This is a genomic window from Polynucleobacter sp. TUM22923, from assembly GCF_030295705.1.
GTDB lineage: Bacteria > Pseudomonadota > Gammaproteobacteria > Burkholderiales > Burkholderiaceae > Polynucleobacter.
Map to the genome: position 1 here is coordinate 99,513 of NZ_AP027274.1, position 26,911 is coordinate 126,423.

30 protein-coding genes and 1 tRNA gene are annotated in these 26,911 nt (G+C 44.3%); 22 read left to right on the forward strand and 9 right to left on the reverse strand.

Annotated elements, in window-relative coordinates; all coding sequences use genetic code 11:
- Position 1: 1 nt before the first annotated feature.
- Complete coding sequence (gene hisC, locus QUD86_RS00570; protein ID WP_286297261.1) at positions 2–1,069, reverse strand: histidinol-phosphate transaminase; 1,068 nt, start codon at positions 1,067–1,069, stop codon at positions 2–4.
- A gap of 113 nt (positions 1,070–1,182) precedes the next feature.
- On the opposite strand from hisC, the gene hisB reads away from it, so the two are divergent.
- The 10 genes from hisB (at position 1,183) to tatC (ending at position 6,864) form a co-directional block, all read left to right on the forward strand.
- On the forward strand, positions 1,183–1,770 hold the full coding sequence (hisB, locus tag QUD86_RS00575) for an imidazoleglycerol-phosphate dehydratase HisB (RefSeq protein ID WP_286297263.1): 588 nt from the start codon (positions 1,183–1,185) through the stop codon (positions 1,768–1,770).
- A 70-nt stretch (positions 1,771–1,840) separates the two neighbouring features.
- Positions 1,841–2,503 carry an imidazole glycerol phosphate synthase subunit HisH gene (hisH, locus tag QUD86_RS00580; protein WP_286297264.1) on the forward strand — a complete coding sequence of 221 codons (663 nt, stop codon included), beginning with the start codon at positions 1,841–1,843 and terminating at the stop codon, positions 2,501–2,503.
- Positions 2,504–2,534: 31 nt separating this feature from the next.
- Positions 2,535–3,296, forward strand: coding sequence for a 1-(5-phosphoribosyl)-5-[(5-phosphoribosylamino)methylideneamino]imidazole-4-carboxamide isomerase (gene hisA, locus QUD86_RS00585; RefSeq protein ID WP_286297266.1), 762 nt, complete (start codon positions 2,535–2,537; stop codon positions 3,294–3,296).
- Positions 3,297–3,307: 11 nt separating this feature from the next.
- Positions 3,308–4,066 (forward strand): imidazole glycerol phosphate synthase subunit HisF, encoded by a 759-nt coding sequence (gene hisF / locus QUD86_RS00590; protein WP_286297267.1) that lies wholly within the window; start codon positions 3,308–3,310, stop codon positions 4,064–4,066.
- Positions 4,067–4,099: 33 nt separating this feature from the next.
- On the forward strand, positions 4,100–4,501 hold the full coding sequence (gene hisI / locus QUD86_RS00595; RefSeq protein WP_286297269.1) for a phosphoribosyl-AMP cyclohydrolase: 402 nt from the start codon (positions 4,100–4,102) through the stop codon (positions 4,499–4,501).
- A gap of 42 nt (positions 4,502–4,543) precedes the next feature.
- Positions 4,544–4,945 carry a phosphoribosyl-ATP diphosphatase gene (locus QUD86_RS00600; protein ID WP_286297271.1) on the forward strand — a complete coding sequence of 134 codons (402 nt, stop codon included), beginning with the start codon at positions 4,544–4,546 and terminating at the stop codon, positions 4,943–4,945.
- A gap of 13 nt (positions 4,946–4,958) precedes the next feature.
- Positions 4,959–5,315: a histidine triad nucleotide-binding protein gene (locus QUD86_RS00605; protein WP_286297273.1), complete on the forward strand. Its 357-nt coding sequence runs from the start codon at positions 4,959–4,961 to the stop codon at positions 5,313–5,315.
- Between the two features lie 16 nt (positions 5,316–5,331).
- On the forward strand, positions 5,332–5,565 hold the full coding sequence (gene tatA, locus QUD86_RS00610) for a Sec-independent protein translocase subunit TatA (protein WP_286298561.1): 234 nt from the start codon (positions 5,332–5,334) through the stop codon (positions 5,563–5,565).
- 15 nt (positions 5,566–5,580) lie between these two features.
- Entirely contained in the window at positions 5,581–6,060 is a 480-nt protein-coding gene (tatB, locus tag QUD86_RS00615; protein WP_286297274.1) for a Sec-independent protein translocase protein TatB, read from the forward strand.
- 6 nt (positions 6,061–6,066) lie between these two features.
- Positions 6,067–6,864 (forward strand): twin-arginine translocase subunit TatC, encoded by a 798-nt coding sequence (tatC, locus tag QUD86_RS00620; RefSeq protein ID WP_286297276.1) that lies wholly within the window; start codon positions 6,067–6,069, stop codon positions 6,862–6,864.
- On the opposite strand, the gene QUD86_RS00625 is transcribed toward tatC, so the two are convergent.
- Positions 6,849–8,330, reverse strand: a complete 1,482-nt coding sequence (locus tag QUD86_RS00625; RefSeq protein WP_286297277.1) for an SEL1-like repeat protein — start codon at positions 8,328–8,330, stop codon at positions 6,849–6,851. The two genes, tatC and QUD86_RS00625, sit on opposite strands and share 16 nt — an antisense overlap.
- 208 nt (positions 8,331–8,538) lie before the next feature.
- On the opposite strand from QUD86_RS00625, the gene QUD86_RS00630 reads away from it, so the two are divergent.
- Together QUD86_RS00630 and QUD86_RS00635 are read left to right on the forward strand one after the other, a co-directional pair.
- Positions 8,539–9,705 carry a porin gene (locus QUD86_RS00630; RefSeq protein ID WP_286297278.1) on the forward strand — a complete coding sequence of 389 codons (1,167 nt, stop codon included), beginning with the start codon at positions 8,539–8,541 and terminating at the stop codon, positions 9,703–9,705.
- Between the two features lie 599 nt (positions 9,706–10,304).
- A complete protein-coding gene (locus QUD86_RS00635; RefSeq protein WP_286297279.1) occupies positions 10,305–11,846 on the forward strand; it encodes a tetratricopeptide repeat protein in 1,542 nt (513 codons plus the stop codon).
- A gap of 470 nt (positions 11,847–12,316) precedes the next feature.
- Here the strand turns inward: QUD86_RS00635 and mscL are convergent, their stop codons facing one another.
- Positions 12,317–12,739 carry a large conductance mechanosensitive channel protein MscL gene (mscL, locus tag QUD86_RS00640; RefSeq protein WP_286297280.1) on the reverse strand — a complete coding sequence of 141 codons (423 nt, stop codon included), beginning with the start codon at positions 12,737–12,739 and terminating at the stop codon, positions 12,317–12,319.
- 137 nt (positions 12,740–12,876) lie between these two features.
- On the opposite strand from mscL, the gene petA reads away from it, so the two are divergent.
- From petA to QUD86_RS00685, 9 genes are all read left to right on the forward strand, one after another.
- Positions 12,877–13,479: a ubiquinol-cytochrome c reductase iron-sulfur subunit gene (gene petA, locus QUD86_RS00645; protein ID WP_286297281.1), complete on the forward strand. Its 603-nt coding sequence runs from the start codon at positions 12,877–12,879 to the stop codon at positions 13,477–13,479.
- A 10-nt stretch (positions 13,480–13,489) separates the two neighbouring features.
- Positions 13,490–14,890, forward strand: a complete 1,401-nt coding sequence (locus QUD86_RS00650; RefSeq protein WP_286297282.1) for a cytochrome b — start codon at positions 13,490–13,492, stop codon at positions 14,888–14,890.
- Between the two features lie 30 nt (positions 14,891–14,920).
- A complete protein-coding gene (locus QUD86_RS00655) occupies positions 14,921–15,694 on the forward strand; it encodes a cytochrome c1 (RefSeq protein ID WP_286297283.1) in 774 nt (257 codons plus the stop codon).
- 99 nt (positions 15,695–15,793) lie between these two features.
- Entirely contained in the window at positions 15,794–16,405 is a 612-nt protein-coding gene (locus tag QUD86_RS00660; RefSeq protein WP_286297284.1) for a glutathione S-transferase N-terminal domain-containing protein, read from the forward strand.
- Between the two features lie 30 nt (positions 16,406–16,435).
- Positions 16,436–16,843 (forward strand): ClpXP protease specificity-enhancing factor, encoded by a 408-nt coding sequence (locus QUD86_RS00665; protein ID WP_286297285.1) that lies wholly within the window; start codon positions 16,436–16,438, stop codon positions 16,841–16,843.
- An 18-nt stretch (positions 16,844–16,861) separates the two neighbouring features.
- Positions 16,862–16,937 (forward strand) — tRNA-Thr (locus tag QUD86_RS00670).
- Positions 16,938–16,997: 60 nt separating this feature from the next.
- Positions 16,998–18,878 (forward strand): O-linked N-acetylglucosamine transferase, SPINDLY family protein, encoded by a 1,881-nt coding sequence (locus tag QUD86_RS00675; RefSeq protein ID WP_286297286.1) that lies wholly within the window; start codon positions 16,998–17,000, stop codon positions 18,876–18,878.
- Complete coding sequence (locus tag QUD86_RS00680) at positions 18,868–19,548, forward strand: glycosyltransferase (protein WP_286297287.1); 681 nt, start codon at positions 18,868–18,870, stop codon at positions 19,546–19,548. The genes QUD86_RS00675 and QUD86_RS00680 overlap by 11 nt, the downstream gene beginning before the upstream one ends.
- Positions 19,545–20,219, forward strand: coding sequence for a class I SAM-dependent methyltransferase (locus QUD86_RS00685; RefSeq protein ID WP_286297288.1), 675 nt, complete (start codon positions 19,545–19,547; stop codon positions 20,217–20,219). Before QUD86_RS00680 ends, QUD86_RS00685 begins: the two co-directional genes overlap by 4 nt.
- An 11-nt stretch (positions 20,220–20,230) precedes the next feature.
- Here QUD86_RS00685 and QUD86_RS00690 read toward each other — a convergent pair whose 3' ends face one another.
- The 6 genes from QUD86_RS00690 to hemA form a co-directional block, all read right to left on the reverse strand.
- The gene (locus QUD86_RS00690; RefSeq protein WP_286297291.1) at positions 20,231–21,556 is read right to left on the reverse strand and encodes an MFS transporter; all 1,326 of its coding nucleotides are present in this window, start codon (positions 21,554–21,556) and stop codon (positions 20,231–20,233) included.
- Between the two features lie 15 nt (positions 21,557–21,571).
- A complete protein-coding gene (locus QUD86_RS00695; RefSeq protein WP_286297292.1) occupies positions 21,572–22,846 on the reverse strand; it encodes a DNA recombination protein RmuC in 1,275 nt (424 codons plus the stop codon).
- 46 nt (positions 22,847–22,892) lie between these two features.
- Positions 22,893–23,204 (reverse strand): Grx4 family monothiol glutaredoxin, encoded by a 312-nt coding sequence (gene grxD, locus QUD86_RS00700; RefSeq protein ID WP_100379419.1) that lies wholly within the window; start codon positions 23,202–23,204, stop codon positions 22,893–22,895.
- A gap of 94 nt (positions 23,205–23,298) precedes the next feature.
- Positions 23,299–24,177, reverse strand: a complete 879-nt coding sequence (gene prmC, locus QUD86_RS00705) for a peptide chain release factor N(5)-glutamine methyltransferase (RefSeq protein ID WP_286297293.1) — start codon at positions 24,175–24,177, stop codon at positions 23,299–23,301.
- An 11-nt stretch (positions 24,178–24,188) separates the two neighbouring features.
- Positions 24,189–25,268, reverse strand: coding sequence for a peptide chain release factor 1 (gene prfA / locus QUD86_RS00710; protein WP_286297294.1), 1,080 nt, complete (start codon positions 25,266–25,268; stop codon positions 24,189–24,191).
- Positions 25,269–26,585 (reverse strand): glutamyl-tRNA reductase, encoded by a 1,317-nt coding sequence (gene hemA, locus QUD86_RS00715; RefSeq protein WP_286297295.1) that lies wholly within the window; start codon positions 26,583–26,585, stop codon positions 25,269–25,271. It abuts the gene before it with no gap.
- 29 nt (positions 26,586–26,614) lie between these two features.
- Here hemA and QUD86_RS00720 point away from each other — a divergent pair, with 29 nt between their 5' ends.
- Entirely contained in the window at positions 26,615–26,884 is a 270-nt protein-coding gene (locus QUD86_RS00720) for a hypothetical protein (protein WP_286297297.1), read from the forward strand.
- Positions 26,885–26,911 lie beyond the last annotated feature (27 nt).

Here is a 26,911-nt window from a genome sequence, read left to right on the forward strand (position 1 = left end):
CTTAGACCAGAATTTCTTTCAAGGCAGCAATCAACGTATTTGTTTGATCATCGGTGCCAATGGTAATGCGAAGGAACTCTTCAATACGGGGCAGTTTAAAGTGGCGCACGATGATGCCGCGATCACGTAAGGCTTGATACAGCTTTGCTCCCGCATGCTTTGGGTGACACGTAAAAATAAAGTTAGCCGTGGACGGCAAGGTTTCAAAACCCAGACTTGCTAATGCTTGTACTAAGTGTTCGCGGGTCTGAATGACCTTGGCACAGGTTGACTCTAAGTGCGCCTGATCTTCAATAGCAGCGATTGCACCCGCTTGGGCTAACTTACCTAGCGGGTAGGAATTAAAACTATTTTTGACTCGCTCAAGGCCCTCAATCAAGTCGGTGTGACCTACCGCAAAGCCCACACGTAAGCCTGCTAAAGCGCGGGATTTAGAGAGGGTGTGCACGACAAGTAAGTTCTCTGGACAAGCTGATCCACGCAAGAGCGGAATGCAAGATTCGGTTCCATAGTCCACATAAGCCTCATCAATGACCACTACTGAATCACGATTGCGGCTTAACAAGGCCTCAATTTCTGTTCTGGGAATGGATCGCCCAGTAGGGGCATTGGGGTTGGGAAAAATGATGCCCCCACTAGGAACCTTGAAATCCGCAGGATGCACCGCAAAGTCTGAGCCCAATGGAATCGTCTGATAGTCAATGCCAAATAGTTTGCAGTACACCGGGTAGAAGCTATAGGTGATGTCGGGGAATTGAACTGGCTTGGCTTGCTTAAGGAGCCCTAAAAAGGTGTGAGCAAGCACTTCATCCGAGCCATTACCGACAAAAACCTGCTTTGGGTCCAAACCATGCAAAGTGGCAATAGCCTCTTTTAGGGCGATACCTTCAGGGTCGGGATAGAGCCTTAAATCGTTATTATTGTGCTGCTCAATGGCCGCCAGTGCCTTGGGTGATGGGCCGTAAGGGCTCTCATTGGTGTTGAGTTTTACCAGTCGCTCCATTTGCGGTTGTTCTCCGGGAACGTATGGAGTGAGGGTGTGAACAACGGGGTTCCAAAAACGGCTCATGAGGGACTCTGGTCAAAAATCAGCAGGTAAGTAAAAAATGCAGTAATTAATTCAGCATTAGAAATGATATTATGAGGCTTCAATCAACACTTCGCCTCGCGGCGCACGTAAGCATGCGGCAAGCCGACGTTACCCGAAACACTTCGGAAACCAAAATTCAAATTGTCATCAATTTAGATGGCTCAGGAAAAGCTGAGCTCGCCTCCGGCGTTCCTTTTTTAGACCATATGCTGGATCAAATTGCCCGTCACGGCATGATTGACCTCAAAGTGATCGCTACAGGCGATACGCATATTGATGATCATCACACTGTCGAGGATGTGGGTATTACCCTGGGTCAGGCCTTTGCGAAGGCAGTAGGCGACAAAGCGGGTATCACCCGTTACGGGCATTCCTATGTGCCTTTAGATGAGACTTTATCTCGGGTAGTCATTGATTTTTCAGGTCGCCCTGGCCTGGAATTTAATGTTCCTTTTACGCGAGCACGGGTCGGTGACTTTGATGTGGACCTCAGTATTGAGTTCTTCCGCGGCTTTGTGAATCATGCTGGTGTGACACTGCACATTGATAATTTGCGGGGAATCAATGCCCATCACCAAATTGAGACCGTATTCAAAGCCTTTGGTCGCGCACTTCGGATGGCCTTGGAAATCGATCCACGGGCAGCAGGCGTCGTTCCTTCCACTAAGGGTAGTCTGTAATTTAGGGTGCTTCTAGTATTTTTACTGGAAGACTGAAGACTGCTAAAGCATAAGAAAACACAGGTTCACTTTGGCACAAACCATTGCAATTGTTGATTACGGAATGGGTAATTTGCGTTCTGTTTATCAAGCATTCCACCATGTGGCCCCGGATGCTAACGTGGTGATTGCTAGCAAGCCAGAGGAGATCAGCGCATCCGATCGGGTAGTGTTGCCTGGTCAAGGCGCTATGCCTGACTGTATGAAGCATCTCCAAGAATCGGGCCTGCTGGAAGTATTGCTAGAAGCAGCTAAAAACAAGCCATTATTAGGCGTCTGTGTTGGTGAGCAGATGATGTTTGATCAAAGTGCCGAAGTGCGCACGAATGCCAAACAACCCTGGACTCCCTGCCTAGGGCTTATTCCAGGCGAAGTTCAGCGTTTTGCATTAACGGGCAGGCGTCAACCCGATGGATCGGTTTACAAGGTTCCGCATATGGGCTGGAATCAAGTGCGTCAAGATAGAGCACATCCTTTGTGGGATGGCATTCCGGACCTCACTAGCTTTTATTTTGTTCATAGTTACTATGTTGTGCCGCAGCGTAAAGAAGACATTGTGGGCTCAACCGAATACGGTGATTGGTTTACTTCTGCCGTAGCAAGGGATAATATTTTTGCGACGCAGTTTCATCCAGAAAAAAGTGCAGAATACGGATTAAAGCTCTATCAAAATTTTGTTTCTTGGCAACCTTAATATTTCTATAACGTTTACTTAACGCGCTGCTATGCTACTTATTCCTGCAATTGATTTAAAAGATGGCCACTGTGTTCGACTTGAGCAAGGTGATATGGATCGAGCCACGGTGTTCTCAGAGGACCCGGGTGCTATGGCAGCCCATTGGATCAGTAAGGGCGCACGTCGCTTACATTTGGTTGATCTCAACGGCGCCTTTGCCGGCAAGCTGAAAAATGAATCTGCAATCAAATCGATTCTGAAAGCAGTAGGCAATGAAATCCCGGTTCAACTAGGTGGCGGTATTCGTGATCTGGAAACGATTGAACGCTTATTAGATGACGGTATTTCTACGGTGATTATTGGTACGGCTGCAGTAAAAACCCCAGGTTTTGTTCAAGACGCTTGTGCAGCATTTCCAGGGCACATCATGGTTGGCCTCGATGCGCGTGATGGCAAAGTAGCTACCGATGGTTGGAGCAAGATCACAGGACACGAAGTGATTGATTTAGCCAAGAAGTTTGAAGACTGGGGTGTCGAAGCCATTATTTATACGGATATTGGGCGCGATGGCATGCTCAAGGGTGTCAATATGGACGCCACCATTAAATTAGCTCAAGCGATTCGTATTCCGGTGATTGCGAGCGGTGGCTTATCCAATAATCAAGATATTGAAGCACTTTGTGAAGCCGAAGCAGAGGGCATTATGGGTGTGATTGCGGGACGCGCTATTTATGCTGGCGATTTAGATTTAACGGCAGCCCAACAATACGCAGATGAGTTAACACTCAAATTGACTAAGAAAATTATCTAGAGTGATATTCAGTGCTCACTAAAAGAATTATTCCTTGCCTTGATGTAACGGCAGGGCGCGTAGTGAAAGGGGTCAACTTTGTTGGCTTACGCGATGCGGGTGATCCTATTGAAATCGCGCGCCGCTATGATGCGCAGGGCGCTGATGAACTTACATTTTTAGATATTACCGCCACCTCTGATGGGCGCGATCTTATTTTGCACATCATTGAGGCTGTTGCCTCACAAGTTTTTATTCCACTGACGGTTGGTGGTGGTGTGCGTGTAGTAGCGGACGTCAGACGTTTGCTCAATGCAGGCGCAGACAAAGTGAGCATAAACTCTTCTGCGGTAACTAATCCCGATTTAGTTTCTGATGCTGCCGCCCACTATGGTTCACAGTGCATTGTTGTTGCGATCGATGCCAAAAAAACACCAGCCGGTCATTGGGAAGTTTTTACCCATGGCGGCAGAACGGCTACGGGAATGGATGTCGTTGCATGGGCAACAGAGGTGACTAAACGTGGTGCTGGCGAGATCTTGCTCACGAGTATGAATCGCGATGGCAGCAAAGATGGTTTTGATTTGGAGTTAACCGCGGCAGTCAGTGATGCTGTGAGCGTTCCGGTTATAGCGTCGGGCGGGGTCGGTAATTTGCAGCATTTAGTCGATGGCATCACCAAAGGCCATGCCGATGCCGTACTAGCAGCGAGTATTTTTCATTATGGTGAATACACGGTTGGCCAAGCAAAAGAATATATGGCTAGCCAAGGTATTCCTGTTCGTATTTAACGCGTATTAGAAAAGTGTAGAGTTGATCAAAAGATGAGTCCATTTACACCAAATCCCAATATAGAAGCAGGGCCATGGCTTGATGCTGTGAGCTGGAATGAGCAAGGTTTAGTTCCAGTGATTGCCCAAGAGCTTGGTAGTAAAGATATTTTGATGATGGCCTGGATGAACCGAGATGCTTTGTTAGCGACTTTGCGCTTGGGTGAAGCAGTCTATTGGACTCGCTCACGTCAAAAGCTATGGCACAAGGGTGAGGAATCTGGCCACACCCAAAAAGTAAAAGAAATTCGCTTGGATTGCGATGGGGATACTATTTTGCTATTGGTGGAGCAAAAAGATGGCATTGCTTGCCATACTGGCCAGCATAGTTGCTTTTTTCAGAGCTGGGATTGTGCCGGTACAAGCTGGCTAGATGAATCTACCCCTCAAAAGTAATCAAACTTCGCCTGCAATACCCAAAAGACATAAAATGATCTTATGACAACTCAAGCTCAACTTTCATCGAATTTGGATTCTGCGCTGGCTAATTTGGCCAATGTGGTTGATCAGCGCCGTGATGCATTCAAGGCGGGTCAGATGGACCCTAAGACTTCCTATACTGCGCTGCTGTTTTCTAAGGGTGATGATGGGATTTTGAAGAAGATTGGTGAGGAAGCTACCGAGACAGTGATGGCAGCAAAGGATTCTCGTAATGCCAATTTAGCGCCCGAGCAACAGCAGTTATTGCTTGGGGAGATCGCCGATCTCTGGTTTCATTGCTTAATTGCACTATCCCAATTTAATCTTCGCCCTGAAAACGTCATTGCCGAGCTAGAGCGTCGCCTTGGCACCTCGGGTATTGAAGAGAAAGCGGCCCGTAAAGCTGCTGATAAAGAATAAAGAGTGCAATGTCATGAGTCATGATCCCAATTGCTTGTTTTGTAAGATTGCTCAAGGCCTTATTCCTTCCCAAAAGGTCTATGAGGATGAGGAAATCTACGCTTTTAATGACATTAACCCTGCGGCACCGGTTCATTTCCTCATTATTCCGAAGAATCACCTTCCCATGCTGGAGTCTGCGCAGCCTGTCGATGCGCCAATGCTAGGTAGAATGATGGAATTAGCACCCCGGCTAGCAAAAGAGCAGGGTTGTCGTCCTGGTATGGATGGCGGGTTTAGATTAGTAGTAAATAATGGTGCAGATGGAGGTCAGGAGGTTTATCACCTACATCTGCATGTGATGGGCGGACCACGCCCGTGGAAAAAATAATCCAAGGAGATTGATGATGGGTTCATTTAGCATTTGGCATTGGTTAATTGTGTTGGTTATCGTGATGTTGGTATTTGGAACTAAGAAACTACGCAATATGGGTGCTGATTTAGGTGGTGCTGTTAAAGGATTTAAGGATGGCATGAAAACATCTGAAGAGCCTAAGACAGAAACCCCAGATCAAATACAGCAAAACGCTACTGTTGCTGAAAAAACGGTAGATGTGCACGCTAAAGACATTAAGCAATAATCATGCGATGTACCCATGATTGACCTTGGAGTTTCCAAACTCGCACTCATCGCAGTCGTTGCTTTGGTGGTGGTTGGTCCAGAACGTCTGCCTAAGGTTGCCCGCATGGCTGGCAACTTATTTGGTCGCGCACAACGTTACATGGCGGATGTCAAATCTGAGGTTAGTCGCCAAATGGAAGTCGAGGAGTTTAAGAAGCTTCGCGAAGACAGTACCTCGATGTTTAAAGAAGTAGAAAACAGCATTGCGTCAACAGTTCATGAGGCACAAGCAAACCTGAGTGATCAAGCGGATATTTACGAAAGTAATTACACCAGAGCACCTCTAGACGCCAAAGAGGTGCTGGGTAAGTCTATGCGCCAAGGGCGTAAAAGCTGGGGTGTGCGGCGTGCAGCTAGGCCTGTTTGGTTCAAACGCTCAGCAGGCATCCGCACTCGAGTGCAATCGGGCGCCGCCAGAATGAAGCGCTTTCACCATAGCGCAAGTAATAACTAATTACGCATGTCAGATAACAATACATCCGAAGACTCCGGTCTTCAAGAATCATTCCTATCGCATTTATATGAATTACGTGATCGGGTTATTAAATCTGGTCTAGCCATCATCATCGTTTTTGTATCTTTGGTGTATTGGGCGCCTGACATTTTTCATTTGTTTGCGCAGCCCCTATTAAAGGCCCTGCCTGCTGGCGGAAAAATGATTGTGACTGATGTCACCGGCTCATTTTTTGTCCCCATGAAAGTCACCATGCTGGTGGCCTTTCTGATTGCCTTACCAGTCGTGATGTATCAGTTGTGGGCGTTTATTGCCCCTGGCCTCTACCAACATGAGCGCAAATTAATTGTGCCCTTGGTAGTGAGTAGTTACAGCTTATTTATCTTCGGCATGTCTTTCGCTTACTTTCTGGTATTCCCAACGGTCTTTGAGTTTATGGCTAGTTACAACGCTCCCTTGGGCGCGGAGATGTCGACTGACATCGATAACTATCTGAGTTTTGCCATGACTACCTTTTTAGCATTTGGTATTACATTCGAGGTGCCGGTAGTGGTGGTTGTGTTGGTGCGCATGGGAATTGTTTCCTTAGCAAAGCTACGAGAAATCCGCCCTTATGTGATTGTGGGTGCTTTTGTGATTTCTGCAGTGGTTACCCCACCAGATGTGCTCTCGCAACTCTTATTAGCGGTGCCAATGACCTTGCTGTACGAGTTAGGCCTGTTGATTGCTCGTTTTTATGTGCCCAAGCCAGCCGATGATGACTCTGCCGATGCCAATGATTCGGGTGCTCAGACTACCGCTTGATCTTGCGCGTAGTGAGTATTAAGCCACTCGGTTAGCCGATCAAACCGATAGCGTCTTTGTCGCAGATTGCCTTCTTGATCTGATTCACTTCCTACAAATGCTTTAGCTGCCGCTAGTAAGCAACGGCGTTGCTGGGTGGTATCAATCTGAATTAATCTAGGAAGTATTTTGGGTAGCTCATGTCTGATGTCTACCACCACACAATGCTCATGCTGTAGTTGGCTAACTTCGCATAGTAAAAGCTCAGCTTTGCTCAGATTAAATTGATTGGCAATAATGAGGCGATGACACATTAAAAGCCATTCTTGATCCAGTTGATGCTCGGCATGATGACTAATGACCGTTTGGGCATAGGTAGCCAGGCGATGCCAATCGTTGCTTTCTTGATTGCTAATATTTTCTAAAACCTTAGAAAGTAATAATTTTGCTTCAGGTACGCCTTGTTGATGAGCCTGCCATATCCAGTAAGAAGCTTGCAGACCGCGTACTTTTTCTTCGAACTTTTCTCGCTTACGCCATAAATGAGCGCCTTTTAAAAACTGCGCCTGTGCATGACCTAGATCTGCTGCCATACCAAAGCAACGATCGCTCTCGGTTGCGCTGTATCCAGAAAACTGAGGGCGGCGATACATTTCTCCTAAAGCAAACCAAGCATTGCGATCACCATCTTTTGCTGCCATGTCTAACCAATAGGCTGCCTTTTTCAAATAGGCATTCGATTTTCCAGAGCTGTTATTCGTTAATGTGGGAGCTTGAGTTGTTTGTGCCAGTCTTAAGCCTAAGGTGTACTTGGCAACAGTGAGGCCAAGCTCAGCCGCTTGCAATAGAGCGCTTTCATTTTGATCGTCCAACCAGGCATGCCAGAGTGAGGAGAGTGCCTCGTCTCTGGGTTGCAGTTGAATGAGTAAGGTTTTTGCTGACAAGGTAAATGGCGTATCGATAGCCGCTAGATTATTTAAAAATTCTTTTGCTTGTTTTTGCAAAGATACAAAATGACCATCGCTCTGTTCGCGATGCTCACTGCGTTTATTTGTAAGCCAATTAACAAGATGAGCTTGAAGTGCTTTTTTATCTGGGTGTAGTAGTAGATCGGCCAGTTGCCACTGGACAGCCTGACTTACTGATATATCCATTTGCGCCATTTGCCAAAACATTTCCCAGCCAAAGCCAAAAGCAGTTGAATTGAGGGTAGCAGCCAAAGGCACAGTAGCAATTTGCTCCAAAATGCCAACCAATTGGGGGTGATTGGGGTTATCGCCAGAACCTAGACTAATTTCTAAGCTTAAATTGCTAAGCTCTTGATTGCTAATGGAAAGATAGGATTTTTCTAGCCAAATCAAAGCATTAGAGGGTTGAATCGGGGTTTTGTAGGCGCCAGTGAGGTAAGCCGCAGCTACATTTTGTTGCGCGGAAACATCACCTAAACGGGCGGACTGCAGGATTTTTAAGAATTCACGGCTTGCCATATGACAATTTTGGCATTCAAAGGCCTAAAAAGACAGAAAACAAAGGCCTTGTTGCCCTGATACAACGAAGAAAGCCAAAAAACTATCTTTTGACAAGCAAAAACAGCGCTTAAATACCCTAACCACCAGTCTAGCAAGGCAATACAAGCAAAATTCGTAAGTCCCATTTTTATTTGGGCATTACTTTCAATTTATGGAGATTTAAAGAATGAAAAAATCACTACTAGCAGTTGCAGCAATCGGTGCATTTGCATCAGCTGCACAAGCTCAGTCATCAGTGACTGTTTACGGTATTTTGGATGTTGGTTACATTGGCGGTAACGTACGCAGTGCATCATCTACTGGCGTTCCAGCAAAAGGTACTTACAGTTCAATCGGCTCATCTGCTGAGTCCACAAGTCGTTTAGGCTTCCGTGGAACTGAAGATTTAGGCGGCGGTATGTCTGCATTCTTCACTATCGAAACTGGTGTTCAGCCAACCAACGTAACAGCTTCAACATTCAACAACCGTCAAACTTTTGTTGGCTTAAAAGACAACAAAATCGGTGCAATCTCTTTTGGTACTCAGTACACACCAATCCACAGTGCTGTAGCAGTAACTTCTGCAAACCAGCAGAACAACATGGTTGGCGACGCAATCTATCCAATCGCTCCTGCTAACAGCGGCAATGCTGGTGTTGTTCAAGCAACTTCTACAAGTAACACTGATGGCTACACAATCCGTACATCAAACATGGTTAAAGTAGAGTCAAATACTGTTGCTGGTTTCAAAGGCACAGCGTTTTACACAGCTAACAACCAAGATACAACTCAAGCTGCGACTGGCAGTACTATAACCGGCGGAACTAACAACCAAAACGGTTGGGGTGTTGGCGTTAACTACACATGGTCAAAACTCTTGGTAACAGCAAACTACCAGGCTTTGAATTCACGTCAGTCAGCGAACAATGTTAGTCCAGCAATTTGGTCTAACGCTACTGGTGGAACAAACGTACGCGACAACCAAATGTATTTCGCTGGTACATATGACTTCGGTATCTTGAAGGCATACGCTCAGTACATCAACCGTAAAGCAACTTCACAGATCACAGCAAATGACTATGTAAGTCGTACTGCTCAGCAGATCGGTGTTCGTAGTTACATCACTCCAGCAATTGAAGCTTGGGCAAGTGCTGGTACAGGTCGTTATGACTCATTCGGCGTAGCTAACCCAACAGTGAACTTCACTGCTTATCAGTTGGGCTCTAACTACTACCTAAGCAAGCGTACAAACTTGTATGCAATTTTTGGCTCAACACAGCAGTCAAGTGCTAGCGCAAGTCAGCCAAGTTTGGGTGCTAACAACTACGCAGTTGGCGTACGTCACACTTTCTAATTTGACGCTAACGCAAGTTAGCTAAAGATTAGTTATGCAATAAATAAAACCCACTGTGGCAACACAGTGGGTTTTTTATATATTTAAAACTCTTTTGTAAAAAAGAGCGGGGTAAATATTGAGGTGAAAATATGAAGAAATGCGCAGCAATTTGTATGGCGATCGGGCTACTTGCACTTAGCGGTTGTTTGGCAAGTACAACCTCACCAATTGGAGTAAATTGCGACTACAGTCAGATGAAGCCGTTATGGGAAATGCCGCTTGCTTGCCAGGGGCGCTAAATTTATTATTTTCTAATCATTACATATTTAACGTGATTTATTGTTGGCAATCACCACACTTTCTTACGGTCTAGTAGCGCGAGCTAGTTGAAGATTGGTTTCGTATTAAATAGACCCACTATGGTGACATAGTGATTTTTCTGTATGGTTTGCAGTTTTACATTCACACTCAGACTGCTTACACATTGTGTCTGATATTTCCTTGATTCAGTAGATAGGCGATATTGTCAAAAATGAACCGAGGGGGTGCCAGAATCTCCCATTGAGAATAGCGGGCAATAACTTGATTTAACTAGAGCATTTACAGATAATGTTTGTATGACATCATCTATTACTAAGGTAATTAAACATATTAGGGAAGATGATCTAGCTCTAAGTCAGTCATTGATACTGGATGCAATTGAAGAGGGAGGCAATAATTTAGATTATCTTTTCAATTTATCAATACAGTGTGCAGAGAGCAACAAGCTTAATCTGGCTATTGAAATACTTACGCAACTGTCAGTTGTACTGATGCATGAGCCAGAAATTTTTTATAGTTTGGGGTTCATTTACTCAAGAAAAGAAGATGATCGCAAGGCTCTGTTTTTTTATGAAAAAGCCCTTCAACTAAACCCAAACCATAATTCAGCGCTGGTTAATATGGGCGCCACCCTTAATAAGCTCTTGCGCCATGAAGAGGCGCTGATATTTTTAGATAAGGCTGTTCATCTAGATCCAAAATTGGCGGAATCATGGTCAAACAAAGGTAGCTCACTAGATGGTCTGATGAGATATGAAGAGGCTTTAATGGACTATGATGAAGCCATTAAGCTACATCCGAAATTTACAACTGCATACTTAAATCGTGGAAACACATTTATGAAGCTGAATAAATTAGATCAGGCAAATTTTAATTATGATGCAGCTATTCAATTAGATCCTAGTGATGTAGAGGTAGCTTGGAATAAGTCCTTGGCTTTGCTCCTGAATGGTAATCTTGAACTGGGGTGGAAAGGTTACGAAGTGAGATGGAAGACGGCAGAAATAAAAAATCTCGTCCGAACCTTTTCAGAGCCACTTTGGTTGGGTGACCAGTCGCTTAAAGAGAAAACTATTCTTTTGTACGCAGAGCAAGGTATGGGAGATACGATTCACTTTTGTCGCTACGCCAAATTAGTGGCTAAGCTTGGAGCGAAGGTAATTTTAGAAGTTCAGCCTCCTTTGGTTCCGCTGTTAAAAAACCTAGAGGGTATAAGTGAAATAGTAGCCAAGGGTCAAAAAATTCCAGATTTTGATTATCAATGCCCTTTGTTATCCTTGCCTCTTGTGTTTCATACTGCACTGGAAACTATTCCGTCATCTTTTCGCTATATCCAAAGTAACGAAGAAAAGAAACTTGCATGGAGAAATAAGCTGGGAAAAATCAGCGTGCCACGAGTCGGCATCGTGTGGAGTGGCAGCACTATTCATAAAAATGATCACAATCGCAGCTTAGAGCTTTCGAAAATTATTTCGTACTTACCGTCAGAATATAAATACGTCTGTTTACAAAAAGACGTGCGACAGGCTGATAAGGTTACTTTGTTAGAAAATCCTCATATCCAATTCTATGGCGATGAAATGCAAGACTTTGCAGATACAGCGGCACTTTGTGAGTTAATGGATTTAATCATTAGTGTGGATACTAGTGTGGCACATTTAGCGGGAGCATTAGGAAAGCCGACCTGGATTTTATTGCCTTATGCACCAGACTGGCGTTGGTTTTTGGGTAGAAGTGATAGCCCTTGGTATCCTTCGGTAAAGCTATATCGACAAAAAAGTTTAGGTGACTGGGAGGGGGTATTGGAGCGAGTAAGGGGTGATTTAAATAGGCTATAGGCTAGACGACCAAATCCTAAACTCAATGTCATGTACCCGCAAAAACGGTTACAAAAACGTATTGAAAATATCAAAAGTAATTAATAATGTACGGAGTAGATATCAACGCACTACTGACTGTGGAGACTGGGTGTAGACGTTCATTAAGTCATAAGTAGTCCATGTGGCATCATCTCCTGCGCTAAATGAAGGGTGCATTTAGTATATTGATGGCATCAATCGGCAATATTTTTTAGGCGGAAGTAAGCTTAAAAAAGCTTATTAAATAAAAAGTAAAAATCATATGACACTTATCCTCGAGTATGCGAGGAGCGAGACTATCCAATAAGAATGAGCGGCAACCTGTTCGATAGAATAAAGAACTGCTTAACCACTGCCGGTTCTAAAAAAGTATTCTCAAAACTTACAGAGTAATTCTTGAGAACAGGAAGCGCATCATTTTGAGGCGTCAGGGTGTCATTAGGGGCCAGTTATTTACCTAAGCGGTCTCGTATCTCTCGGAGTAAGGTTGTGTTTTCAGGCTCTGCTGGCGCAGGAGGTTCATCCATTGCTCTGACTCGATTCACAATCTTGACCATTTGAAAGATTACAAACGCCAATAGGATGAAATTAATGGATATGGTGATGAAATTGCCATAAGCAAAGATGGGGATACCAGCCTTTTTAAGGGCATCAAAGTTACGGGGGATGCCTTCAGGAATCTTGCCCAGGACTAAAAAGAGGTTGGTAAAGTCAATATGGCCACCCAGTAGGGTAGAAATCACTGGCATGACGATGTCGTTGACCAGGGAATCCACAATTTTCCCAAATGCCCCGCCAATAATGACGCCAACAGCCAAATCGATCACATTGCCCTTGACTGCAAAGTCTCTAAATTCCTTTAAAACGCTCATATTGACCTTTCTTTTGATTTGAATCCCAATTTCCTGGGGATTATCCACACAACTTACTTACACACCTCAATTTTTACTTTAAAATCTCATCTTTAAGTATTTTCTACCTATAAATATTCTTCCAAGGAATTTTGTAAATGAGTAACGACCCCAGTATGGATAAAGACCGCCGCAAGTGGCTGATCGCTACTTCAGCAGTAGGTGGTGTTGGCGCTGCTGCTGCCATATATCCTTTTGTCGACAGTTTTGAGCCCTCAGAGCGCGCCAAGGCTGCCGGAGCGGCAGTGGAGATTGATATCGCCGATATGAAGCCAGATGAGATGCGCATGGTTGAATGGCGCGGAAAGCCAGTTTGGGTTGTGCGTCGCACCCCTGAGCAAGTGGCAGAGCTATCTAAGATTGATTCTGAGCTTGCAGACCCTGATTCTTTAAGGGATCCAGCCCAATACACCCCTTCATACGCACAAAACCAATGGCGCTCCATCAAGCCTGAGTATTTAGTAGTGGTCGGTATTTGTACCCACCTTGGTTGCTCGCCTACCCCTAAGTTTGAATCAGGCCCACAGCCTTCCTTGCCGAATACTTGGCAAGGCGGCTTCCTTTGCCCTTGCCATGGCTCTACTTTTGATATGGCAGGCCGTGTGTTTAAGAATAAACCCGCTCCCGATAACCTTGAAGTACCGCCGCATATGTATTTAAGCGACACCAAGATTATCATCGGCGACGATAAGAAGGCCTAAGGAGAGATAAATGGCATTTCACGAAAAAGAAGTCCCTGCAGGCTCATCTGCAGCTGTCAAATTGATGGCTTGGGTTGACTCACGGTTACCAGTAACCGAGGCCTTTAAACGCCATATGAGCGAGTACTACGCTCCTAAAAACCTCAATTTCTTCTACATCTTTGGTGCTTTGGCAATTGTGGTCTTGGTAATTCAGATTGTTACCGGTATTTTCTTGGTAATGAACTACAAGCCAGATGCAGCTAAGGCATTTGAATCTGTTGAATACATCATGCGCGAAGTGCCTTGGGGATGGTTGATTCGCTATACCCACTCCACTGGTGCTTCTATGTTCTTCGTGGTGGTTTATATGCACATGTTCCGTGGCTTGATTTACGGCTCATATCGTAAGCCTCGTGAACTCATTTGGATCTTTGGCTGCGCCATTTTCTTGTGCTTAATGGGCGAAGCTTTCTTTGGCTACTTGCTGCCTTGGGGTCAGATGTCCTATTGGGGTGCTCAGGTTATTGTGAACTTGTTCTCCGCTATTCCGCTAATCGGGCCAGATTTATCCCTTTGGTTGCGCGGTGACTATGTTGTTGGTGATGCTACCCTCAACCGCTTCTTTGCCTTCCATGTGATCGCTATTCCATTGGTATTGATTGGTTTAGTTGCGGCCCACATTTTGGCATTGCATGAAGTAGGCTCAAACAATCCAGATGGCGTAGAGATTAAAAATACGCTAGATGCCAAAGGCAATCCAGTAGACGGCATTCCTTTCCATCCGTATTACAGCGTTCATGATGTGATGTATTTGGGCGGCTTCTTAATCATCTTTGCTTCAATCGTATTCTTTGCCCCAGAAATGGGCGGATACTTTCTTGAGGCGAATAACTTTATCCCTGCAAACCCATTTGTAACACCAACACACATTGCACCGGTTTGGTATTTCACACCGTTCTACTCGATGTTGCGTGCCACTACGACTAATTTCTTGCTGCCATTGTGGATTTTCTTGGCACTGATATTAGGCATGTTTGCCTTACGTAGCAAAGAGATTAAAGTCAAAGGCGCGTGCGTTGCGATTGCCGTTATTTTGGCAGCTGGCTTTTATGCGTTTGATGCCAAATTCTGGGGTGTGGTCATCATGGGTGGCTCTGTAGTGATCTTATTCTTCTTGCCTTGGCTTGATCACTCACCAGTGCGATCCATTCGCTATCGCCCGCAATTTCATAAGTACATCTATGGTGTGTTCGTGGTCAGCTTCATTATCTTGGGTTACCTCGGTATTGAGCCACCATCACCCGTATATGAAAAGATTTCTCAGATTTGCACTATTTATTATCTGGGCTTTTTCTTAGCAATGCCGTTCTGGAGCAAGCTTGGTACATTCAAGCAGGTTCCTGATCGCATTACTTTTGCAGCCCATTAATTTAATCCCTGAGAAAAATTAGGAACTAGTATGAAACGAATTCTACGAACTGTAACGGGCTTACTGCAGGCTACGGTTTTGCTCGCCGCCTTAGGTTTTGGATTAGCGGCTAATGCTAGCGAGGGAGGCTTTCCATTAGATAAGGCCCCTAACCGCGTTAGTAACAATGCTTCACTACAAAATGGCGCCAAGATCTTTGTGAACTATTGCTCGGGATGCCATTCAGCAGTAAGTTTGCGTTACAACCGCTTACGCGATATTGGTTTGACGGATCAAGAGATCAAAGATAACTTGATTCTGAATGATGCCAAAGTAGGCGATTTGATGACCATCTCGATGACGCCAAAGGATGGCAAGGCGTATTTCGGTAAAACACCACCAGACTTATCTGTTGAAGCCCGCGCACGTGGAACAGACTGGCTGTATACCTATTTCCGCACTTACTACAAAGACGACACCACGCCAACAGGTTGGAATAATCTTGTGTATCCAAACGTAGGTATGCCCCATGTTTTATGGCAGCTACAAGGTGAGAGAGCAGCGAAGTTTGAGGATCGTAAAGATCCGCACGATGAGACTAGGGTTGAGAAAGTGTTTGTTGGGTATGAGCAGTTGACCCCAGGCACGATGAAGCCCCAAGAGTATGACGACAATATTGCTGACCTAGTGTCTTTCCTATCTTGGATGGCTGAGCCAGTTCAATTAGAGCGCAAGCGTCTTGGCGTAATTGTTCTCTTGTTCTTAGCAATCTTTACCTTGTTGGCTTGGCGTTTAAATAAAGCCTATTGGAAAGATATTCACTAATGATGAGCTGTGATTCGGGCTTAACTTAATATCCAGATTCAGATTTAAATTTAAAGCAGTAATGTGTTGTATTGATTTAGCAATTTAAGGAATAAATTTATGATGGTGTTGTATTCGGGTACTAATTGCCCATTCTCGCAACGCTGCCGTTTGGTGCTTTTCGAAAAAGGCATGGACTTTGAGATTCGTGACGTGGACTTGTTTAACAAGCCCGAAGATATCTCTGTGATGAACCCTTACGGCCAGGTTCCTATTCTGGTTGAGCGCGACTTGATTTTGTATGAGTCCAACATCATTAACGAATATATTGATGAGCGTTTTCCTCATCCACAATTGATGCCGCCTGATCCAGTTGCTCGCGCACGTGCACGCCTTTTCCTCTTCAATTTTGAAAAAGAATTGTTTGTACATGTATCAGCTTTAGAAAATGAAAAAGGCAAGCCTGCTGAGAAGGTCCATGAAAAAGCGCGTTTGGCTATTCGTGATCGCTTAACTCAACTTGCACCGATTTTTGTAAAAAATAAGTACATGTTGGGCGAAGAGTTCTCCATGCTGGACGTTGCAATAGCACCATTGTTGTGGCGTTTAGAGCATTACGGTATTGATTTATCCCGTAATGCCGCTCCTTTACTCAAGTACGCCGAGCGTATCTTCAGTAGACCTGCTTATATCGAAGCTTTAACACCTTCTGAAAAGGTAATGCGTCGCTAAGCGACACATTCTGTAAGCGGAAATATCAGCATGTCTGACGTTCCAAGCAACAAACCATACCTAATCCGTGCTCTACATCAGTGGTGCACGGATTTTGGTTTTACGCCTTTCATTGCAGTATTTGTGGATGAGAGAGTGGAAGTGCCAATGGAGTTCGTCAAGAATAACGAAATCGTTCTCAATCTCTCTGTAGAGGCTTGCCATCAACTTAATCTAGACAATGATTGGATTAGCTTTCAGGCCCGATTTGGGGGGATACCTAGAAAAATCATGGTTCCTGTGACGCATATATTGGCAATTTATGCCAAGGAAAATGGACAGGGAATGTCTTTCCCATTTGATCCAGCAAAGGTATCCGCATTGCACGTTGCAGGGCGGTCAGATGCACCTGCAGACAAGCCTAAGCCCAATAGGCCAAGCTTGACGATTGTGAAGTAGGCTACAATATTGATCGTTGCCCCTTTAGCTCATCTGGTAGAGCAACTGATTTGTAATCAGTAGGTGGTCTGTTCGAGTCGGACAAGGGGCACCACTTCTCTTAAATTAAAGTTAACCTACTTTCAATTTAATAAACGACCAAATTCATAATCATATGAACCCACAAACCGGTCAAACTCTAAACTTCGCAATGCAATCTCTGCAAAGGAATGACTTTGTAAATGCTGAAAGACTTTTAAAACAAGCTCTTAAGATGTCTCCCAAAGAATCAGAAGCTTATAGGCTATTGGCTGTAATTTATGCCATCCAAACAGACTTTATCTTAGCCTTAAAGATGATTGATAAAGCTCTTTTATACAATCAAAAGAATGGACTTGCTCATAGCAATAAAGGGAATATTTTAAGAAAACTTCACCTTCCTCAAGAGGCTCTAAAAAGTTATGACAAAGCTATAACTCTTGATCCAAATTACATGGAAGTCTACAGTAACCGCGGAAATGTAATGTGCGATATGCGCAGATATGATGAAGCGATAGAAAGTTATGATGAGGCCATTAGACTGCATCCTCATTACGCAGTAGCTCATAATGGAAAAGGTAACGCACTCAAAAAGTTAGGTCATTTTAATTTGGCGCTGAAATCTTATGAGGCCGCAATCCAATATGATGGGAGTATTGATTATGCATATGGCTCTTATTTAGAAGTTAAGATGAATATCTGCGATTGGATTGATCTAGATTGTCATTTTCATGAATTTAAAGAAAAGTTTATTCAAGGTAAGGCAAAAGCCCATCCCTTTCCGTTCTTAGCTGCCTATGATGATCCAGAGTTCAATCAACTCTTGGCGCGCCGCTACACACAATCCGAGCACCCCCAGTTGTTAAACTTAGGTAATATCACCACCCCAATAAAAGAAAAAATTAAGATTGGATATTACTCACCAGATTTAAGAAATCATCCAGTTGCATTTTTAACTGCCGAGCTCTTTGAGCTGCATGATAGAAGTAAATTTGAAATATACGCTTTTTCAATAGGAGATCATCCAGTAGGAGAAATGAATTTAAGATTAAAAAATTCTTTTGACCAATTTATAGATATTACAAATAAAAATGATCAAGAGGTTGCTGAGCTTACAAGAATTATGGGAATTGATGTAGCGGTAGACTTGGGTGGTCTAACAGAAAACAGTAGGTTGGGAATATTTTCGTTTCGAGCCGCACCGATTCAAATTAGCTATATTGGATATATAGGAACGGCTGGGGCTGATTATATCGATTACATTATTGCTGATAGGGTAGCGATTCCAGAAAAATATCAAGCGTTTTATTCTGAGAAGATTATTTATTTACCAAGTTTCCAAGTAAACGACTCTAAAAGAAAAATTTCAGAGAAAATTTTTACAAAAGAAGACTTTGGGATACCGTCTGAATCGTTTGCCTTTTGCTGTTTTAATAACAGCTATAAGATAAACCCTAAAATTTTTGATGCATGGTGTGATGTATTGAAATTAGCTCAAGATAGTATTTTATTTTTATTTGCTGCAAATGATTTAGTAAAAAATAATCTCTTTGTTGAATTTGAAGCTCGCGGTCTGGATAGAAAGAGGCTTATTTTTAGTGAGCATTTGCCATATTCGGAATATTTAGCCAGGTACCGTGTGTGCGACTTATTTTTAGATACATCCCCCTATAATGCAGGTACGACAGCGAGTGATGCCCTTTGGGCGGGTCTGCCAGTTTTGACTCTAACGGGAGAGACGTTCTCAGCCCGAATGGGTGCTAGCTTATTAACCGCTATAAGTTTGCCGGAAATGATTACTTACTCTATTGAAGAATATAAAAATTTAGCTGTAGAGCTTGCAATGAACCCTAAAAAAATTCAGGTTATAAAAGATAAATTAAAAGAAAATAGGCTTTCCACAAAGTTATTTAATTCTATCGAGTTTACTAGGACTATTGAGGCTGCTTATATTGAGGCTATTAATTTATCCAAAAATGATCTAATGCCAGAAAATATCTTTATCAATGAACATTAAATTTGTTGTTGCGACCAGAGAGAGCTCAGATTCTTTTTATGCAAATACAGCAACTGGACGATCTTTAGCTCTTTATCAATCGCCACAAATCGAGATTTGCTTATTTCCTGAAAATTCTTTAGGCCTTTCTAAGATTTATAATTCAGTAATAGAATCTTGCTTAGCTTCTCCATCACTTCTTATTTTCATGCATGATGATGTACATTTGATTGATTATCATTGGATGGATGCTCTTGCTAATGCCCTGCAAGTATTCTCAATTGTTGGTGTTTGTGGAAATAAAAGAAGAGTTCCTTTTCAGCCGAGCTGGGCTTTCCCAGATTTAACTTTGCAATTTGATGCTCAAGAGAATTTAAGTGGCCTTATAGGACATGGTAAATGTTTCCCCCCAGATGACTTAAGTTTTTTTGGGCCTCCTATGCAGCAAGTAATGCTATTAGATGGAGTAATGCTGGCAGCATTTAGTGAGACACTAATCAGAAGCTATATTAGATTTGACGAGAAATTTGATTTTCATTTTTATGACATGGACATATGCAGGCAGGCGGAAATAAGAGGGCTTTCATGTGGTACCGCAGCTATCTCTTTGATACATGAAAGCGGTGGAAACTTTGGCTCGCCATCTTGGAAAAATTCTTATGATGCCTATATTCAAAAGTGGGGTCAATGATGGATCAAACACCTATTCATGAGTTTCATAACCCCGACTTACTAAATCTAATCCCCGTTGAAGCCAAAAAAATCATTGAAATTGGGTGTAGCTCCGGGTCTCTTGCCAGGGAGCTTAAAAAAATTTCCCCCGAAGTTAATTATTTCGGAATAGAAATTGATCCTGCCTATGCGGAATCTGCACTTCGTTACTGTAATGAAACTGCTGTACTTGATATAGAGCAGGCGGGCGTTGAGTTTTGGAATTTAATGAAGGATCGTGATTGTTGGATTTTTGGAGATACTCTCGAACACCTTCGAGATCCATGGACAATCTTAAATCTTATACATAAGGCACTTCCAGAGGGTGGCACAATCGTGGCATGCATTCCTAATGTTCAGCATTGGTCATTACAGGTTAGGCTAAGTGTTGGTGATTTTCGCTACGAAAAAGATGGCTTAATGGATAGAACACACTTACGATGGTTTACGCGTCAGACTATTGTGGAAATGTTTGATCAAGCTGGATTTGCGATTGAGGCAGGTCTTCCTAGAGTTTTTGATGAGCCAATGAGAGAAAGATTTTTACCGCTCATTGCTGAGATGGCAAAAGTTGCTGGGGCAGATCCTCAAGTGGCCGTAAGCGATTCTCTTCCACTGCAATACGTAATTAGGGCTGTGAAAAAACATTAAATTACATTTAACTACTGATTTAGATTATTTTTTCTGGTTTCTGGCAGATAAAGCAATGCAATAACAGCCCCGCATCCCAGAAATACAGTGGGATACCAAAGCCCGGCAACACTATTCCCAGACCATTGATTTAGGGCAGTAACAATAAGAGGCAATAATCCGCCTATCCATCCGGCAGCCAGGTTATGGGAGAGGGTAGCTGCACTATTTCTGCTCTTGGCTGGAAAGAGCTCGGCTAGTAGCGCTGTTTGCGGGCCGATAACTAATGCAAGTGGCAGTGATAAAGCAGTCAGAACCATTCCAATTTTGACTACGAAGCTGTATTGGCCAGACTGAAGATATTCGGTGCTGAGCATTTGCAAAATCTCAAATGCCGGGTAAATAAACGCTGCCCCAAATACAAGGCCAGAGATCACTACTGGCTTTCTACCAATCTGATCTGACAACCATCCCGCAAAAATAGTCAGTGGGAAAAGAATCAACGTTGCGTAGATGCTGAGTTGATCCACTAGCCCACTTGGAAGTTGGGCAGAGGTTTTGAGAAAAATCGCCGTGTAGACCTGCACACAGAAAAATAATATAGCGCCACTAGACGAAACGCAAAAGAACAGTAAAAACATTCTCTTACGAATTTCTGGATCCTTAAAGTTATTGACCAGTTGTGATTCTACTTTTGCTCCTTTTTTACTAAGTTCCAGAAAAACAGGGGTCTCTTCTAAGGAGCTACGTATCCAAAACGCAATGATCAGCAGTAGTAGTGATATCCAAAACGGCACCCGCCAACCCCAGGACTGAAATTGCTCATCGCTAAGATAGAGCCTAAGTAAAGCCACCTGAATAGTCGAGACTAAAATTCCCAGTGGCCCCATGAGTTGTAAAAAGCTTGTCTTGAACCCACGAGATTCATTTCCAGCATGCTCGGTCAGATAAACCGCACTCCCACCAATCTCACCGCCAGCAGAAAGGCCTTGAAGGAGCCTGAGCCCTACTAGTAAGACTGCTGCCCAAATACCAATATCGGCATAGGTAGGTAAAAAGCCAACACTGACCGTGGCAAAACCCATCAAGCTAATCGTGATCATAAACACTGGTTTACGGCCAATGCGATCGCCTAGTGAACCAAAAAAGGCAGCGCCTAGGGGTCTGACTACCATGCCCACACCGAAGGTGGCTAGGCTGGCTAATAGGGCGGTATTAGGGTCGCTAGAGGGAAAGAATAAGGGGCCAAAGATGACTGCTAAGGTAGCAAAAGTTAGAAAGTCATACCATTCTAAAAAAGTACCAAAACAAGCGGCAACAGCCACTTTTCTATAGGAGTGGGTATCGGATTTTGTCAAACTTAAGAGATGCTTTTATTCAGGCTCTGCAGCAGATTCAATGAGGGGGGTAGATAAGCTTTTGCTTGGCTTTACACCTAACTCACGCACTTTCTCTGCCGTGCGAATGAGATTACCCTTACCCGACTTCAATTTATTAAACGCGTCATGGTAACTAGTTTGGGCTTGATCTAAACGCTGACCTAATTTTTCAAGGTCATCAACAAATCCTACAAATTTGTCGTACAAAGTGCCGCACTGTTTTGCAATTTCTAGTGCATTACGATTTTGATGATCTTGGCGCCAGAGGTGAGCTACTGTTCGTAGGGTGGCCATCAAGGTACTCGGGCACACTAGAACAATGTTTTTAGAGAGCGCCTCTTGATACAGATTAGGCGCTGTTTTTAAGGCCAACAAAAAAGCGGGTTCGATGGGAACAAACATCAGCACAAAGTCTACCGAGCCAATTCCGTAGAGTGCACTGTAGTTCTTCGAAGACAGCCCCTGAATATGCTGCCGAAGCGACTGAATATGGGCTGCTAATTCTTGTTCGGCAATGATGGGGTCAGTTTCTTGAGCATGCCGTGCATAAGCAGTAATCGATACCTTGCTATCCACTACAAGACTTCTACCCTCGGGAAGCTTGACTACTACGTCAGGCTGGAGGCGTGAGCCGTCGGTCAGAGTGTGACTATCTTGAACTAGATACTCCTCACCTTTACGTAGGCCAGAAGATTCTAGGATTGACTCCAGTACCAGTTCACCCCAATTACCCTGCACCTTAGAATCCCCTTTTAAGGCTTGAGTGAGGGAACGTGTTTCATCCGACATGCGTAGATTGAGGTTAGCAAGGCGCTCGATTTCATTTTTGAGAGCAAAACGTTCACGCGCCTCATTGCCATAAGAGGTATTGACTTGCTCTTTAAATTCACTCAGTTTGGTTTGGAGTGGCTTAAGCAATGCATCTAAACTGGCTACATTTTGCTCAGCAAAGCGTTTGGATTTATCTTCCAAAATTTCATTGGCTAAATTCTTGAACTGACTAGTGAGGGCTTCTTTGGCTTCGTTGATAGACTCAATTCTGCCAAGCCCTTGCTTGCGTTCAGAATTTAATTCTGCCTCTAGTCGAATAGCCTGTTGTAAAGCGTGATCACGCTCAGTTCTTAAATTAGTAGCTAGGGTCACTTCACTCTGAATCTGTTCTTGGCTTCGTGTAAGAGCGGATCGTAAGTTCAGCGCATAAACTAAAAGGCCTGCACATATACCCAATGGCAGGCCAAATAAAAGCAGGGCGCTTAAATCAAATGTCACGAATCGAACAAAGACTGAGCAATATCAACAGGATGAGCTTGAGTAATTAAGCCTGCACTAATGTTTTAAGTTCACCACTTTGAAACATCTCCGTCATGATGTCTGAGCCACCAATAAACTCACCATTGATGTAGAGCTGAGGAATAGTAGGCCAGTTTGAAAATTGCTTGATGCCCTGGCGAATGCCTTCATCTTCCAGTACGTTCACTGTAAAGATATCGTTAACACCACAGGTGCGTAAGATATTGATCGCATTGCCGGAGAAACCGCACTGAGGAAACTGTGCATTACCCTTCATGAATAGCACTACAGGGTGGCTAGTTACGATTTCTTGAATTTTTGCTTGGTTATCCATCATGTTTTCCTAAGAGACGTCGTTAATATATTGCTGTTAATAAAGTGAATTTTAAGCCTATATAGAAAAAAGGGCTAATAAGTCTGTCGCTTGAATCTTATGATGGATCTGATCGACTTTTTCTACCAGAGGCGGCGCGTTGGTGGCCCGCTAAATCGAGATGCACCTGAATATCCACCAAGCCTGCCATGCCCATTAGCTGAACTATGCCTTCAGACTGGTCAAATCCATGTTCTACGGCAATCAACCCCCCTAGCTTTAAGTATGGATCCGCCCGAGAAATAATTGCCTCTAAGCAGGTAAGCCCGCTGGCGAAATCTGTGAGGGCAGATGATGGCTCAAACCGCAAATCTCCCTCAATTAGATGGGGATCAAGATGGGCAATATACGGAGGATTGCTCACAATGACGTCAAAGCGCATTTGGGCATCAAGCGCCTCATACCAATTGCCTTTAGCAAACTTCACCCTATTGCTAAGTCCTAATAATTGCGCATTTTCTTGTGCAATCGATAGTGCATCTTCTGACTGATCAGTTGCCATGCCGACGACTTCTGGGGCAGCGCTGGCAATAGCAAGAGCAATCGCGCCAGAGCCTGTTCCCAGGTCTAGCACTTGAATTGGCCCGCTTTGGTCCTGGATCTGGGATAGCCGACTGATTTCAGCTAAGGCAATATCGACTAGTAATTCAGTTTCAGGACGAGGAATGAGAACGCCTGGAGCAACCCGTAGTTCAATATTGTGAAACCCTTTCTTCCCTAAGACATAAGCAATAGGCTCACCTTGCATTCTGCGCGCTTCAAGGTCTTGCCATGCATTCTGCGCTGCTTCGCTGAGCACCATATCGTCACGAGACATTAAGGCGGATCGAGGGAGTTGATAGTGCTGCTCCAAAATATGGGCCAGCAGAATTCGTGCTTCCTTGGGCGGCAATCTTGAGTTGCTAAGCAGTACCTTTAATGAGTGGGTTACATTCATCTGAGAGGTCGTTAATGATCGCCTAGTGCCGCCAGTAGCTCCGCTTGATGCTCAGAAGCCAGGGCATTACACAAATCATCCAAGTCGCCATCCATCATTGAGTCGATTTTGTAGAGCGTGAGATTAATTCGATGATCGGTAATGCGACCCTGTGGGAAGTTATAAGTCCGAATGCGATCGCTTCTATCACCAGAGCCTACCAAAGACTTGCGGGTTTGCGCTTCCAGTTGATGTTTTTCTCGTTCACGGGCATCCATGATTCGAGAAACCAATACTTTCATAGCCTGTTCGCGGTTGCGGTGTTGACTACGATCATCCTGACACTCCACCACAGTGCCAGTGGGTAAGTGCGTAATACGAACTGCAGAATCTGTTTTATTAATGTGCTGACCACCTGCACCAGAAGCGCGAAAAGTATCAACGCGTAGTTCAGCGGGATTGATTTTGACGGCCTCTAATTCATCTGCCTCTGGCATCACCGCAACGGTGCATGCCGAGGTATGAATGCGTCCCTGAGTCTCAGTTTGGGGAACTCGCTGAACGCGATGACCACCAGATTCAAACTTGAGGCGAGAGTAGACCGATTGACCCACTAGGCGTAAGACCACTTCCTTGTAGCCGCCTAAATCTGATTCAGCGGCATTCACAATTTCGACTTTCCAGCCCTGGCGCTCTGCAAAGCGGATGTACATACGATACAAATCATTAGCAAACAGGGCGCTCTCATCACCACCAGTACCGGCCCGGATCTCTAAGAACACATTGCGTTCATCATTCACGTCTTTGGGAAGCAATAGTTTTTGCAGTGTTTCTGCTAGCACCTCCATCGTCGCCTGCGCTTGCTTTTGCTCCTCATCAGCAAAGTCCTTCATATCAGGATCTTTACGCATATCCTCAGCCGCCTGAGCATCTGACTCAGCCTGTTTATATAAACCGAACTGCTCAACCACGGTTGCAATATCCGAATGCTCACGCGTGAGCTTTCGATATTGATCCATATCTTTCGTAGACTCTTGAGTAGTTAACAGGGAGTTGAGTTCGGCTAAGCGTGTATCTAGATGATCTAACTTAGCCCGCATGCTAGGCTTCATCTAATGATCTTCTGGCTTAGTGTGTGAGGAAAATAATTTGGGTAGTAATTTAATTAGTGCATCACGCTCGGCACCATGAGAGTGTTGCAAAGCATGGAGGGAGCCATGTAAAAATTTATTAGTCAAGCCTTGCGCCATTGCATTGAGGACTTCTTGGGGATCATCGCCCCGCATCAAGCGTTTCATGGCGCGATCGAGCTCAAGCTGTCTAAGATGTTCACCCTGTTGTTGAATATCCTGAATCAATGGGACTGTTTTACGGCCTTGCATCCAGTGCATAAAGTTTCCAACACGATCTTCAATAATCGCTTCGGCTTGACTTACTGCCGCATGGCGCAAAGAAGCGCCCGTTTGAATCATGATGCCAAGGTCATCTACAGTGTAGAGATACACATCATTTAAACGAGAAATCTCGGACTCAATATCACGTGGTACTGCTAAATCGATCATCACCATGGGTTTGTGGCGACGTTGCTTAAGTGCACTCTCAACCATACCTAAACCAATAATTGGTAATGATGACGCAGTACTAGAAACGATCACATCAAATTCATGTAATCGACTAGGAAGATCGGATAACTTCAATGATTCTGTCTTAATATCCTGATCAGCAATAGAATCCGCCAATTCTTGACCGCGCTCGGTTGTTCGGTTGGCAATCGCTACTACTTTTGGTTTGCGCGCAGCAAAATGGGTTGCACATAGCGCGATCATTTCTCCGGCACCAATAAACAGTACGCGTTGGTCTGCAATGGTTTCAAAGATCCGTTCCGTGAGTCGTACCGATGCAGCAGCCATCGACACCGAGTGGGCGCCAATCTCTGTAGAGCTACGCACTTCTTTAGCGACTGCAAATGTCTTCTGAAAAAGTTGATTGAGATAAGTTCCAAGGACGCCTGCATCATTAGCTGTACGCACAGCATCCTTCATCTGACCTAAGATTTGGGTCTCACCAATCACCATCGAATCTAGTCCACAAGCTACTCTAAAAGCATGTCGTACGGCATCGGACTGGGGTAGCGCATATACGTGGGGTTGTAAGCTACTTGCTGCTAGCTGTTGGGTTTTAGCTAGCCAGTCAAAGGTAGCTTCATGCAATAAGCTAGCCGCATTGGCATCATTTGCAGCGCAATAAATTTCCGTACGATTGCAGGTAGATAAAATAGTGGCTTCTGGCAGCCCAGCCTGATTCGCGCCAACGAGATGTTGGCGAAGATCGTGCAACGCTTCTTGAAGAAATTCAGGGGCAAAGGCCACTTTTTCTCGAATAGCAATCGGCGCTGTGTGATGATTGATGCCAAGTGTCAACAACTTCATTGTGCGATTATAGAATTGATGCGGTATAAATGGGGGTTGCAATGGGGTTTTTAGCTTTTTTACTAATCGGCAGCGTATCCGGCTTATTTGCCTGGGTGTCCTATCCACGCCCCCGATCACTCAAACTATCGCGTCAGAAGCTCCTTTGGGCGGCTCTGATCGGTTTCCTAGCGGCTTTTGCCAGCTCTTTCGCAGGGCAGTGGACTGGATTCTTCCAATCCGGACAAATACTGGAGTGGCTCAGTGCAATTGTGGCTGCTAGCCTGTCAGGCTACCTTTATGCGGTGATTGCCAGGTAGCTAACTAAGTAGTTAACTAACTAACTG